The sequence below is a fragment of the Thioclava sp. genome, assembly GCF_048263065.1.
Classification (GTDB): domain Bacteria; phylum Pseudomonadota; class Alphaproteobacteria; order Rhodobacterales; family Rhodobacteraceae; genus Thioclava.
The window spans coordinates 1-13983 of sequence record NZ_JBLXEM010000050.1 but is presented as its reverse complement, the minus strand read 5'-3'; the positions used below and the strand labels follow the sequence as shown (position 1 = coordinate 13983).

Here is a 13983-nt window from a genome sequence, read left to right as displayed (position 1 = left end):
AAAAATCTGGCAAAAAGTGGCAAAACCCTCTGGACGCCGGAAATTACCATAGCTATACGGTGCAGACCGTTCCGACGTAGCTCAGCGGTAGAGCAGTTGACTGTTAATCAATTGGTCGTAGGTTCGATCCCTACCGTCGGAGCCATAAAAAGCCACTAAGCTCAAAAGCTTAGTGGCTTTTTTGATTCTGAGCCCACGTCGATGATCACTTCAGGGTAACGAATGGGGTAACAGGAACGCGCGTTTCTATGTTCTTTGGCTTAGGCTTCTTATGCTATCGATGGGAGCCAAACATTTGCGATAATACCTTGATACCGCCCAGCAAAAATATGTCTCGATAGGCTTATTTCAGGTTAAGCCAAGTGCACCACTAGAGGCTCTCTCTGGACGAGCTAGAACCCCTCTCACAGCCGAACGGCAGGGTTTTCCGCGGCATTTATGGTCGCGGCAATGTGCAGGACTACGTACCGGCGGGCCGATGCAGGTTCAAAAGACTCTTCAATATCGACCGAATGCGACCGAGATTGATCCTGAGAACTCCAGCTTCTACAGCCTTCCGGCGCGCCTTCCCGCCAGCGCAATCAAGGATGGGGCTCCCACATATAAAGTGAGCACACCTACAGGTCATGCATCAGACGTGATGCAGGCTCGAGATGTTAGGGATGCTGGCCTGTTCGATGGTACTGTTGCTAGAGCATTGCTTTGAAGCTTGAACTTACATCAAAGTTGTTTGCCATTTCTAAACTAGAACATCTGTAAGCAAGGGTGGAAATCGGACCTTCGCTGCGTTTTGCGCCAGGGTCTGCTCAGCGGACCTTTCGGACCTTCGCTACAACTGAGCCAATGTCCGGTTCAGCGAACCATTCAACAAACGGTCGTTTTTGGAGAAAGCTTGGAGACGTTCAGATGCGCTATTGTCTCTGGACATTGACCGGACTGCCATGTTCCGTTTCCGAAAGAAATAGGAGATGCGTTATGGCTAAAGTTGTTCTCGTGACGGGAGCCGCCCGAGGGATTGGGCAGGCAATTGCCCGAGACTTTGCGCGTGATCACGACGTTGCCATAACCTGGCTGAATACTACTCCAACCGCATTTGCCGAAAATGTTCTGACGATCAGGGCTGACCTGACAGAAAAAGCTGCTCCCGCTTTAGTCGTTTCCGAAGTTATGGAGCGCTTCGGGCGTATTGATGTGATTGTAAACAATGCAGGACTGATCGAAAGCTCACCGATAGATAATTTTAACGCCCAAGGTCTGGCAAGGATGCTTCATGTCAATGTTTTGGCAGCAGATGCCCTTCTTGTTGCGGCGCTTCCGCATATGCAGCCCGGTGCAGCTGTAGTGAATATATCTTCCGTCAATGCGGTTCTTCCACCGCGTGGCGCAGCCATCTACGGTGCTAGCAAAGCCGCCATAAACCTTTGGACGAGAGGAATGGCCAAGGAGCTTGGACCTCGAAAAATCCGCGTAAATGCAGTTGCTCCGGGCGCTGTAAATACGCCTGAGGAACCACGAACTGATGAACTCGTAAAGCTTTTCGCGGACGAGACGGCATTAGGGCGCATAGCAACACCAGACGATATCGCTCGCGCCGTGCGGTTTCTCGCGGGAGATGATGCATCGTTTATAACTGGAGAAGTGTTAACAGTCTCTGGCGGATATCGGCTGTAGGTTGGTGTCTTCACGGTTCGCTGAATAGACGTTCGAGTAGTACCAAAAACCCTCGTTATTGGTACTGATGAGAAGCAGTCAATGTTCGGCCGCCAAAAACCCCGATCAAAACACAAGTAGTTGTTGAACGTTTTGAGCTGTCTTGCCACAGCGGCCATCCATGGATCGCGCAGCATTTTCCGTAGTTGTCACTCGTATGTCGTATCAGTCTGACATTGTGCGTCAAAAGTGAGCGAGATTTCATATGCTGCCCTCTGCTTTAAAAACAAAACGGCTATTGTTCAGACGGCCTATTCGATCAGATCTGCCTTGGTTCACGAAATATTGCCTTAGCGGACGAACCGAGTATGTCGGCGGCCCGTTTAGTGAGGTGCAGGCATTTGAAAAGTTAGCTGCGATGATAGGACACTGGGAGCTGCGCGGTTTCGGTCGTTTTGTATTCTTAGATCGTGCGACTGAGCGACCGCTGGGACATTTCGGTGCCTTGCAGCTCAGCGTCTCGGAGCCTCCTGAAATCACCTGGACAATTTGGGATGAGAAGGATGAGGGCAAAGGATTTGCTACGGAGGCTGGTGTTGCTTTCAAGAGTTATGCAAAACAACAGCTTGGACTCTCGACCCTAATTGCGCATGTGCATTGCGACAATTCTGCATCCCGAGGTTTAGCTGAACGCTTAGACGGCCAACTGGACGCCGGAGCAGTTCCGCCATCTTGGTTGCCAAGCTCAGTGTTGTATCGGTTTCAATTGATGGCTTGAAGGACCGGCCTTTCTAACAGCGCGCAGCATCAGTCACTCTGGGCTCAATCCGGACCTTCGCTGCTTTGGCCACGTAAATCGGCTGCGGGCCGGTGTTCCTCATACACAAAGGGCGGGAAGTTGGCGTTCGCTGCGCCTTGGACGAATGGCAGCTGTGCGCAGATAGCGTTCATTACAAAGTTGCGCTAAGGCTTCGGGTAGGATTTTTTATACATACCGCATTGTAGAGGGTGAGTTGCGAATGCCGTTATTTGATGGGTGGTGCAATCATGTGGACGCTCCAGTGGGAGACCACTTCCTGAGGGTGATGACGGGTCAGGCCGCACATGTTGATGCGGGCATTCGGGCAACCGCAACGATTGTGCCGGGTCACTATGCCTCAGAAGAACATGTCGCGCGTGCCATGAGGCGGCTTGGCAAACCGGAGGCCGGCGCGCTGATTGAGGCAAAGCTTCCGACCACAAAGGCGATCCGCTCAGGTGACCTTGGCGAGATATACGCCACGGAGTGGATTGATGCCCATAGCGGTGGCTATATGGCCCCCATCAAGCGCCTGCGGTGGAAAGACCACCGAAATATGGCTATGCGGGGCGAAGACGTGATTGGGATGTTACAAGATCCCCAAAGCCAGCGCCTTCATTTTCTGAAGACCGAAGCAAAAAGCAGGGCCGCACTTACTGCCCAGGTCCTCAATGATGCACGTACGGGACTGGACAAAGATGGCGGACTACCATCCCCGCACGCATTGTCATTCATTTCTGCACGATTGCTGGAACTGAACGAGTTGCCAATGGCCGATGCAATCGACGATGCGCTGCTAAAGCACGGCATCCCAGTGGGAAATGTCCGACATCTGCTATTCACGTTTTCCGGGAACGCCCCTAATGCCCTTCTGACGGCAGCGCTGCAGGCTTATCCTGGAGGAGTAAACCAGTGGGGGGTTGGCCTGAATGTCGAGGGTCATGGGGCGTTCATTGGTGCTATCTATGATCAGGTGATTGCCAATGCCAACAACCCCTGAAGCAATAATTGCTGACATTGCAGAGGCCACAACTGCAGGATTTCGCGGCAGTTTGATCGCGCGCGGGCAGGCGCGAGCAATTATTTGGCGCAATGGCATTCTACCGCCAGACTCGCCCAACTTCGATAGCCGCTTGAGCTATGATCTGAGCTCATATGGCTATGCGCTTCTAGGTCTTGGTCTACGCCTTCGTGAACTTGAAGGGGACGCTTCACAGGCGCGTCTCGCATTTGAGCAAGCGGCAACGGCACTTGAGGCGGTCGTCGCCAAAGGCGACCGCAACGAAAGCAATCGCAACTTCCATTTCGTCATGGCGGCGGCGAGCTACCATCTCGCCCACCTTTCAGCGCGGGCGTACTCGCTTCTCACCATCGTTGAGAGCGACGAGAACTTCTCGCCTCTTGAACGCGCCCTTGCCCTGCTGATGCGCCGAGATTTCACTGCATTGCGTACCAGCGTTTTCGATTACCGCGCTTCGGGCTCGGGCAGTGATGCAAGCATTTCGGCAGCGCTTCTGGCCCGATTTGATCAGAAAGAGGCAGCCGACGTTCTCGTTGATGGTGGTGACGATTATCTTTTCGAGGCGCTCGACACCGCATTGATCGATAACTTCTTTTCCTCGATGTCGTCTTATCTTCTTGCCATTGACCGAGGCGAAAAGCCGCTCTTGGATCAGGCAATTGAACGGCTCGAGGGCGGCCTGTCAATCTGCTCCGAATTGAACCTCCTACCCCAATGGTGGTCTCACCACATCGCCATTCATCTTCTGACAGACCTTTGGTCGAACACCTTTCACGAGAGAGTGCCAATCCAACCGATGGGTGGGGAAGCGGTCCATTGGCGAGATCTCCGAGAGCTGTTCATAGCATCGCTTCAACAGCGACCAAAATCCGAGATCGACCTCTGGCCATCGCAAATCGAGGCAGCCACCCGAGCAGTTGATCAATCCGACGATCTTGTGGTGTCTCTGCCGACAAGCGCCGGAAAGACGCGGATCGCAGAGCTTTGCATACTGCGTTGCCTCGCTTCCGGACAAAGGGTGGTCTTTGTTACCCCGCTGCGTGCGCTCTCAGCCCAAACAGAGACTACGCTACAAAGGACGTTCGGCCCCTTGGGCAAGACTATCTCGGCCCTGTATGGCAGTGTCGGGGTCAGCGGATTTGACGAAGATGCGATCCGTGAACGCGACATTGTGGTTGCGACGCCCGAAAAACTCGACTTCGCTTTGCGCAACGATCCCTCCCTTCTGGATGATGTCGGTCTACTGGTCTTCGATGAAGGGCACATGATTGGCATCAACGAGCGGGAGGTGCGGTATGAAGTCCAGATCCAACGGCTTCTTAGGCGTCCGGATGCTGATCAGCGGAGAATTGTCTGCCTCTCGGCAATCCTACCGGACGGAGATCAACTTGAGGACTTTTCTGATTGGCTACGGCGTGACCAACCGGGCGGTGTGATCAAGCACGAATGGCGCCCGACCAGGTTGAGGTTCGGTGAGGTGGTCTGGTCATCACCTACAGCGCGCCTGAACCTGCGCGTTGGCGAAGAACGACCTTGGGTTCAGCGCTTTATTGTAGGGGAAGCCCCACCAAACTGGGTCCCGCCCAAGCGTCGGCGCACACGCTTGTTTCCCGATAATCAACGCGAGCTTTGTTTGGCGACGGCCTGGCGCTTGGTCGATGACGGGCAAACGGTCCTGATCTTCTGCCCCATTCGGCGCAGTGTCGAACCCTTTGCCGATGTTATCGTCGACCTTCATGAACGCGGTGCGCTTCGATCCCTCTTGGAGGTAGATCCGGGTAATTTGAACACCGCGATAGCCTTGGGCGAGGAGTGGTTGGGGCCCGATAGCGCAATCCTGAAATGCCTACGCCTTGGCGTGGCTCTCCATCACGGCGCGCTCCCCACCGCCTATCGAAAGGAAGTTGAACGCCTGCTGCGTGAAGGTGTTCTCAAGGTGACAATCTCCTCCCCGACTCTGGCTCAGGGCCTTAACCTCTCGGCAACGGCCGTCGTCATGCATTCTTTGCACCGCAATCGCGAACTAATCGATGTTTCTGAGTTCAAGAACGTTATCGGCCGTGCTGGGCGGGCCTACGTCGATGTGGAAGGTGTCGTCCTCTTTCCGATGTTCGACGGAATCGCCAAGAAGCGACGAGGTTGGGAAGCGCTGATCACCGATCTGGGCGCTCGCAACATGGAGAGCGGGCTGGCGCTCCTGGTTTGGACATTATTGAGACGAATGCACCAGCGTGTTGGGGGCGAGATCGACCATCTCGTCGAGTACGTCACCAACAATGCGGCGGCTTGGGCTTTTCCGGAAGTGCCAAATGAAGACCCGGAGGATCGAGACCGCGAGCTGGCTGATTGGGAGAGACATGTCGCCAGTCTCGATACTGCGATTCTCAACCTGATAGGGGAAGACGACATTGCGGACGCCGAGATCGAAGTCGCGCTTGATACAATTCTCCAGTCATCGCTCTGGCACCGGCGTCTCCTGCGCCAAAGCGAGGATGTGCAACGGGTACTGAAGGCAGGCCTGGTGTCGCGAAGCCAATTCATCTGGAACCAATCAACAGCACAGGGACGCCGCGGGTACTTTCTGGCCGGTGTCGGACTTTCAACAGGGCTCGCGCTGGATGCGATCTCTGCAGACGCGAATCTCCTGCTCATCCGAGCCAACGGGGCCTTGTTGAGCGGTGAATCTGAGGAGGCAATTTTAGCCATCACAGCACTGGCCGAGCTGGTATTTGCAATCCAACCGTTTGTGCCGGAACAGATACCTGACAATTGGCGTGACATCCTTCGTGCGTGGCTACTAGGCGAGCGTCTGGCGACGACGGCTGTTGGTCAGGAAACTGAAACTTTGCAATTCGTCGAAGGGGGACTGGTCTATCGGCTGTCATGGGCGATGGAAGCCATTCGCGTTCGCGCCTCTGCTAACGGCGATACAGTCGGCGATTTTGGGCTGGCTTTGGATGATCATGAGCTCGGATACGGAGTTGCAGCGGTTGAGACCGGTACTGTCAACCGATCTGTAGCCATTCTTATTCAAGCCGGCTTCAACTCAAGGTTAGCAGCGATCAAAGCCGTGAAAGACACGGGCACCAACTTCCAGACCGGCGCAGAGCTTCGCCAATGGTTGAACTCTGAAGCTGTCACCGCGTGGAGCGCGCAGCCTGATTGGCCGACGCCCGACACTAGGGATATCTGGCTGGCGTTCACAAAGAACTTCGCTCCTGCAGAAAGCTTGGTATGGAATGATCGTAGGTACTGGGCGAACGTTGAGTGGCGTGGTGTCCAACCCGTTGCAGGTTCGCCCGTTCAGATCCATCACATCGCAGGCCAACCGCAAATACTTGCTCCAGATGGAGAGTTGCTTGGTAAAGTGAAGGCCGCGCTTAATCCTGGGCGAGTGGGGCTGTTGCGGGCTCAGGTCGCTCAAGAGGAAGGGCGCATTGACATCGCTTATCTCGGTCCTGCAGACCTATCCAGCGAATAACCGCCCGAAGTGTGAATCGTGCTCGTCCGCTTTGGGCAGAGACCGGTCATGCGCCGGGCAAGACCCAAATGACTGCAGAGGGCCGTCAGTGTCGGAGCGGTTTTGGCCCTTCAAGGCCCAATTTAAGCCGTTCGATCTGCGCGCAGGCGGACTGTGCTCTTGCAATGAATTGATGCAATTCTGCAGAGGTTGACGCATCGGATTTAGGTATAGTTTCAAGTAGCTCGTTAAGCGCTTTCGATCCTGTTTGCTCAATATTGCTGATGTGTTGCGTTTCATCCGGTTCTGCAAACATCGATCGCCCAAAATTACCGCCTAATGCAGGAAAGTGCTGGTTCTTGTGATTATCCCATTCCCGTCGCGTTAGAAGGCAAGCCTCTTGAAGCAGTAAGAAACTACGCCTCGCATCTGAGATACCGTCCTGCGCCTTAACTTGCAGAGCAGTGATATCTGACTCTCTTGTAGCTTTGATCGCTTGCTTTGAAGTGCTGAACGCAAGTGCCGCGTAGAGCAATGCGCCCGCGGAAATCAAAAGGGATACGATCTCAAAAGCATTTTGCGAAACAAATTCCAAGATTAGTTTCCTTCTTAACGCAATTTCATAAAGTCTTTTTAAGGTGCCACTGTGCAATACTAGATCGGGCCGTGCTTGGTTGATTTCAAGACCGCTTTTTTTCGATCTGCGTGGCTTGAGCGGAGCTTGTGGGCGAATTTTCGAAGGGCCCGTGGTTCGTTCGCCAATGACAGCGTTGCGGAAGCCGCGCTGCATCATATCAGCGAGCGATCAATGTCCGTGTGGGCCCTTTGCGCTCCTAGTCATAAGCTGATGATGTTATTACATTATGGATGGATAAGGTTCGTAGTGGTTATGCAAGATTGGCACTGTAAACCCAAAAAAGTATTGCCAAGGTGATAATATCAATAGGTAAAATATCATATTCATGATATTTTTTCCTCAAGCTTAAATGCCCTTTGGTGACGTCGCTAAAACAGAGTGCCGCCTCTAAAAAGGAATATAGGCCTTCCCGCCGTCACCCGTGATTTTCCTAACCCCTAGGTCATCTTTTTCGGAGATCCAACAAGCATGCGCACTAGCACCTCCCATCCCCTCCTAATTGCCGAGGTCCAGCCCTTCGCAGACGCGGGACGGATCGGAATTACTTTTTGTCCGGGCAAGGTCCAGCCCAGTGCGATGTCAGGCAGCTGGCACCGCGATCTCGGGCTCGATCTAGACGCCGTCGCAGACTGGAACGCGGCCTCCGTGGTTACCTTGGTCGAGGATCACGAATTGCGAACATTGCAGGTCACAACGATGGGGACAGAAGTGCAGGCCCGACACATGCGCTGGCACCACCTGCCAATCCGCGATTTTTCCACGCCCGATGCAGAGTTTGAGCGGCAGTGGGATGCGGTTGGCGAGGGCATTCGATCCCAACTGCGCGCGGGCTTCAATGTTCTGGTGCACTGCAAGGGCGGTCTTGGGCGTGCAGGCACGATTGCCGCGCGCCTTATGATTGAACTGGGGACTACCCCAAAGGACGCGGTAGTCGCTGTGCGCAGCACACGACCGGGCGCAATAGAGACATCCGCGCAGCTGGCCTATGTGATGGGCTTAAAGGCCGTTGCCGAGGCCCAGCCGGCGACGACCGCAGATGCCATCGTAGACCGCGCCACAGGGGCGCTGCTAGGCCTTGCCATTGGGGATGCCGTGGGCACGACGCTCGAGTTCAAAGCCCGCGATCGCTATCCGCTGCTGACCGACATGATCGGTGGAGGGCCGTTTCATCTTAAGCCCGGCGAATGGACCGACGATACCGCCATGGCACTGGCCTTTGCGGATAGTCTTTCCACCAATCCAAATCTGGACGAAGCCGATCTGATGCGTCGGTTCGTAGACTGGCACCATACCGGCACATACTCTTGCACAGGCTCCTGTTTTGACATCGGCATTACCACCCGACAGGCACTGTCACGTTGGAAAAACACAGGTGACCCGTTCGCGGGTTCCACAGACCCGCAGACCGCGGGGAATGGCAGTCTGATGCGCCTTGCGCCGGTGGCTATCCGCCATTTCGGTAACCGAGCCCTGCTGCGCGACGTAGCAGCCCGCCAAAGCCGTACAACGCATGGGGCACCAGAGGCCGTAGACGCCTGCGTAGCCTACGCGGAGGCCATTGCAGATGCGATTGAGGGGGCCAAGCGTAGCGAGGTGCTGCGCGCACGGCTTGAGCCCTACGCGGGCGCAATTAGCCCGATCATGGCGGGCAGCTGGTGCGGCAAGCGACGAAAGACTATCCGCGCTTCTGGCTACGTTGCCCATTCGCTGGAAGCGTCGCTTTGGAGCGTTGCCCGAACTGGCGATTTTAGGGATGCCGTGTTGCTGGCCGCTAACCTTGGCGAGGATGCAGATACGACTGGGGCAATCACGGGCCAGCTTGCTGGCGCGCTCTACGGGTATGAAGGGATACCACAAAGCTGGCATGATCGGGTGGCATGGGGACCACGCATGATGGAGATGGTGGCGGCACTGTTGCACTGACTACGGAGAGATCATCCAGCTAGACGCTGAAATAGTGGGTATCATTGGGACCATATCAAAACCAATCAGGCCCAAGCCCTAGGATCGTTCAGGTCGTCAGTCGCAGCGTAATCTGACCACACGTCAGCAACTCCGCAATAAATGCGCTGTAGTTCCGCATATTGCAGCTTGCGGCGGCGCGCTTCCAACCGGATCCCGCGCATGTATGCCGCCGCTGCGCTGGAACCGTCAGAGGATCGATCTGGTTGTTGCGCGGTCTGACGTTCACAATCTGACGTATGGCCAGCATCAAATGGGATCCTGCCCCTATCCAGAGAAAGAACCATCCGTTTGGATTGCGCAAAGGGGATTGTCGCAATCTCTTGGTAAGGGCTTCCCACCACTTGCAGTTGGCGCTGGTATATTTGGCTGGATGCTCGCCTCCGGCTTGCTCCACCTTCTTTAAGAACCGGCGGTAGAGTTACCGGGTTAGTTACCGGGTTTATCCTAGTCAGAATTACCGGGTTTGTTACCGGTTCCATCTCTAGGTCTTGGTTGGTTTTCACCGATCTTGGCGACGAAGACGAGCTGTAAATGGCCTCTACATGATCGCGCGTTGCGGTCATAAGCTTCGATGCCGGGTTAGCACCAAGCGTCATAGCCACCTTAATAATTTGCGTCGGGTCGACACAGTAACGAGTGGCGTTTCTACCCCCTTTAGCATATTTGACGGGCTCGACTACGTTCCAATTTTCCAAAGCGCGCATGTTTGTACGTGCTGTTTTCTCACAGCATTCACCCCAAATTGCCAGCTTTTCCATGCCAGGATAAATTACGTTATCGCCCCGGTAGCCCCACTTCAAACTTTCGCGGATAATCTCGACCAACATTTTACGCAAGCTATTGGACATAGACGGCCTGCAACGTTTCAGCGTTTCAAGCCAACGCTTGGCCAACCAGTCGATATCTTTCGAGCGCTTTGCCGTAAGTGTCATGCCCGCGCGCGCCCCTGTAGGTCAGCAAGATCCGGTTTCTTCGTTTTCTTTCCAGGTAACTGGTCAAGCAATTCCGCGCCCTGACCGCGGATATGGACAGCAAGGATTTTCGAGTATGCCCCGCCTTTCACGACCGCCTGACCTAGTTTTTGTCCAGTTGCGAGTAGTTGCTGTGTAAGGCGCAAAGCAATCGCGTCTAGACCGGCATAAAGCCAGCACCCTGTTGCGCTTTGACAACCGGTGCCGTTCAAGAAACCGCGGTAACACCAAGTGCCAATACCCTTTTTCGTAAGACCGGGTACGCAACCTGCAATACCTGAGCACCTAACATTTTTCTGCATTTCGAACTCTATTGGCCATAAGAAACGCAATCACCTGCGCACTCTTTGAAAGGAACCAATGCAAAAACATATCTATAAAGCGCACTTATGATTATGTTTTCAGGTACACTTGCTCGCGTGCATCCAGCCACGCGAGCACTTCAATTTCACGCCAATAGCGACGGCTTCCAATGTAGATTGGCTTGGGAAAATCGTATGAAGGTTCATTAAGCCAGCGCCATAAACTCATGTCGGAAACTCCGCCGCAGAGTGCGCGCACTCTTGAAGCAGGCACACGAATATTGGGGTCAATGTTCGACTTCATTTTAGCCTCCGCTATATCTTGTGAGGCCAATTTATCTTAAAGACGTCATGCAGCAATGCCTTTTACAGGCATGAAAAATAACCCTAAAATACGAAAACTTGAAAATATCATCGTCGTGATATTTCTGAAAATAATTTATCAAAACTATGATAAATTCTGGGCTAATTCTGAATTTACATCACGAAATTGTGATAATCACTTCAACACGACCGCAGGCTGGAACGGAGTGACAGCCTGCTTCTTACCGCTCGCAAGTCTCTCAACATGCTGCGCCCACACATTTAGCGCAGACCGCTTCTCGTCTGCATAGTCGTGGCGCTGGTAAACCGCCACAATGCCACCTCCAGTACCAGACACGTGGTTCAGAACAGCCTCTGTGACTCGCACTGGAATGCCTAGTCGAGCCATACCAGTTGCTGCTGTGCGGCGAAGGTCATGAAATGTCCAATGCGGGATTTCCACCCTTGTGCCAATCTCACCGCTAGCGATTTCCGCCATACGCCTTGCAATGTGGTTTCGACCCTTATGGTAGCCCTGTAAGGGGTTCTCTCCAGTCGTAGTGAACACATAGCCCGCATCGCTCTTGATGCGTTCCACCGCCCCCAACACTTCCCGCGCGGCATCTGACAAAGGTACATCATGCGCGCGACCATTCTTTGTTCGATCGTTGGTTAAGTGCCAGAGATCACCGCGTACTTCACTATCGGTAATTTTGACAACTTCACCAAGCCGCTGACCAGTCAAAAGCAGCATTTTTCCAAGATGCCCCCAGGGCTGGCCTTCAATGGTGCAGGCTTGCCAAAATAATTTGATTTCGTCGTCAGTTAGAACCCGGTCACGGCTCTTTTCCTTAGCAGATGGTTTTACGCCCATCGCTGGGGAAACGTTCAATATGTCACGCTCGACGCACCAGCTTAAAAATTTCTTGAGATACGCCCGAAGCCGGTTTGCAGTGACAACCCGGCCGCTATCAACGATACCGTCGAGCAGATCGATCACGTCACGCTTGGCAATATCGCGAATATCCCGCTCCCCCCAAACGGCGACAACATGCCGGTACAATTCACGTTTGACCGTCTCGCCGGATTTCAGTGTGGAAAGATGCCGCTTGCCGAATTCCTCCACCAGCGTCTTTACCTTGTCTCGCTCTGTCAGTTGGGCTTCAAGTTGTGCAGCCTTTGTCGCTTTTTTCGCCGCGCTCGGGTCTTTTCCCATCGCGATTGCCTCTATCGCGTTCGAAGCTGCAGCGCGCGCATCAGCAAGGCCCATGACGGGCCATCGGCCAAGCGTCAGCTTCTTCGGTTTGCCCGCATAGCGATATCGTAAAGCCCAAGATTTCACACCACTAGTTTGCACCACGAGATATAGACCAGACAGGGCAGGGTCTGGAACTTCTCTTCGTACATCAGCCGGTTGAGCAGCTTCAATCGACTTCGTTGTCAATGCCTTTACCATAGTCAAATTTCCCTTTGGGGTAACACTGGGGTAACATAAATTGGAAGTAGACCCCGTTACCCTGTGTTAGTGACTATGCCTAACATCCCAATTTTATCAACTAAAATATGACACTATCACCGAGCGAAAGCTTTACATCGTGCGGTAGGGTTTGGTGACAGAAATTGACTGTTAATCAATTGGTCGTAGGTTCGATCCCTACCGTCGGAGCCAACTTCCCCTTAGGTGGTTGGCGGTAAACGAAAAAGCGCTCCTTCGGGGGCGCTTTTCGCGTTCTGGGGGCCTGCGTGGCACATCCTTTCCGTTTTAGCTGATGGGGTGCCAATCCCACGCAACACGTTGCGCAGAACGGTGCGATGTGCAGGGGCGCGGCGCGGTGGGATAACCAACAAATTTCGGGAAATATGGGCAACGGTGCCGAACGGATATGAATTAGCCGCGGGCACTTGGTTTGTCGGAACGGGCGGGCGCGATGACTGCGCCCGCCCGATCTGTTTTTAGGACTTCTTCGCGGCAAGCACAGCATCGCCGGTGATCGGCAGATGACGCACGCGCGCGCCCGTCGCGTTGAAGATCGCGTTGGCAATCGCGGGTGCGATCACGGTGGTGCCGGGCTCGCCCAGACCAACGGGTACTTCGGTGCTTTCGACAAAGTCGATTTCAAGCTCGGGCACATCGGCCAGACGCAGTGGCGTATAGGCCCCGAGGTTCAGGTCGATAACGTTGCCGTTCTCGATCCGGGTACCTTCATGCAGCGCCAAAGACAGCCCCCAAAGCGCCGCACCTTCGCATTGTGCGCGCGCGCCGTCGGGGTCCACCACGGTGCCACAGTCAAACGCCAGCCACATCTTCTGGACATCGACCGCGCCCGTTTCAGGATCAACCGCCAGCTTGACCGCCGCCGCTGTCCAGGTCGGCATGCTGCGCGACTGGCCATAGGTGGTGGCAATACCGATTGCGGTGCCCTCGGGCAGCTCTGCACTGCCATAACCCGACATCTCTGCCACGCGCTGCAAAACAGCGGCCTGACGCGATGCCCCACCAACCGCATTGGGCGCAGAGCCCGCGTTGATGCCTTCGGCCTTCAGGTGATCCAGACGGAACTGCAGCGGATCGGCACCGACTTTATGCGCCGCTTCATCCATGAAGCTTTCCACGGCAAAGTTGGTCCAGCCCGGTCCGACAGACCGCAGCCAGCCGGGACGGAAGGTCGCATTCGCCAAATCGTTCGAGATCGCCCGCACCTGATGCGCACCCACCGTGTACCAGTGATCGGCGCCGTCAATGGCAAAGGGGTCATAGGGTTCTTCGTTGACACCTTTGGGCATGAAACCCGGTGCCATCACCTGCGTCGGCCAACCGGCTGCGGCGTGGTGTTCCATACCCGTGACCGATTTGGCATCATCGAACGCCATGCGC

At 54.5% G+C, this 13983-nt stretch carries 10 protein-coding genes and 1 tRNA gene; 6 read left to right on the top strand and 5 right to left on the bottom strand.

The window, feature by feature from the left end:
* The first annotated feature begins 70 nt into the window (after window positions 1-70).
* The 5 genes from ACN0SD_RS19835 to ACN0SD_RS19815 all read left to right on the top strand — a co-directional run bounded on the left by ACN0SD_RS19835 (window position 71) and on the right by ACN0SD_RS19815 (window position 6951).
* Window positions 71-145, top strand: a tRNA-Asn gene (locus ACN0SD_RS19835).
* An 830-nt stretch (window positions 146-975) separates the two neighbouring features.
* Window positions 976-1671 (top strand): SDR family NAD(P)-dependent oxidoreductase, encoded by a 696-nt coding sequence (locus ACN0SD_RS19830; protein ID WP_417809920.1) that lies wholly within the window; start codon window positions 976-978, stop codon window positions 1669-1671.
* A gap of 244 nt (window positions 1672-1915) precedes the next feature.
* A complete protein-coding gene (locus ACN0SD_RS19825) occupies window positions 1916-2428 on the top strand; it encodes a GNAT family N-acetyltransferase (protein WP_417809919.1) in 513 nt (170 codons plus the stop codon).
* Between the two features lie 307 nt (window positions 2429-2735).
* Entirely contained in the window at window positions 2736-3449 is a 714-nt protein-coding gene (locus ACN0SD_RS19820) for a Hachiman antiphage defense system protein HamA (protein WP_417809918.1), read from the top strand.
* Window positions 3433-6951, top strand: a complete 3519-nt coding sequence (locus ACN0SD_RS19815; RefSeq protein ID WP_417809917.1) for a DEAD/DEAH box helicase — start codon at window positions 3433-3435, stop codon at window positions 6949-6951. The genes ACN0SD_RS19820 and ACN0SD_RS19815 overlap by 17 nt, the downstream gene beginning before the upstream one ends.
* Window positions 6952-7036: 85 nt before the next feature.
* On the opposite strand, the gene ACN0SD_RS19810 is transcribed toward ACN0SD_RS19815, so the two are convergent.
* Complete coding sequence (locus ACN0SD_RS19810; protein WP_417809916.1) at window positions 7037-7723, bottom strand: hypothetical protein; 687 nt, start codon at window positions 7721-7723, stop codon at window positions 7037-7039.
* Between the two features lie 312 nt (window positions 7724-8035).
* On the opposite strand from ACN0SD_RS19810, the gene ACN0SD_RS19805 reads away from it, so the two are divergent.
* Entirely contained in the window at window positions 8036-9490 is a 1455-nt protein-coding gene (locus ACN0SD_RS19805) for an ADP-ribosylglycohydrolase family protein (RefSeq protein ID WP_417809915.1), read from the top strand.
* 65 nt (window positions 9491-9555) lie between these two features.
* On the opposite strand, the gene ACN0SD_RS19800 is transcribed toward ACN0SD_RS19805, so the two are convergent.
* From ACN0SD_RS19800 to ACN0SD_RS19785, 4 genes are all read right to left on the bottom strand, one after another.
* Complete coding sequence (locus ACN0SD_RS19800) at window positions 9556-10464, bottom strand: hypothetical protein (protein WP_417809914.1); 909 nt, start codon at window positions 10462-10464, stop codon at window positions 9556-9558.
* Window positions 10465-10896: 432 nt separating this feature from the next.
* Complete coding sequence (locus ACN0SD_RS19795; protein ID WP_417809913.1) at window positions 10897-11109, bottom strand: helix-turn-helix transcriptional regulator; 213 nt, start codon at window positions 11107-11109, stop codon at window positions 10897-10899.
* Window positions 11110-11304: 195 nt separating this feature from the next.
* A complete protein-coding gene (locus ACN0SD_RS19790; protein WP_417809912.1) occupies window positions 11305-12564 on the bottom strand; it encodes a tyrosine-type recombinase/integrase in 1260 nt (419 codons plus the stop codon).
* A 497-nt stretch (window positions 12565-13061) separates the two neighbouring features.
* Window positions 13062-13983, bottom strand: a 922-nt coding sequence (locus tag ACN0SD_RS19785; RefSeq protein ID WP_417809911.1) for a molybdopterin cofactor-binding domain-containing protein, incomplete at its 5' end; no start/stop codon positions are given.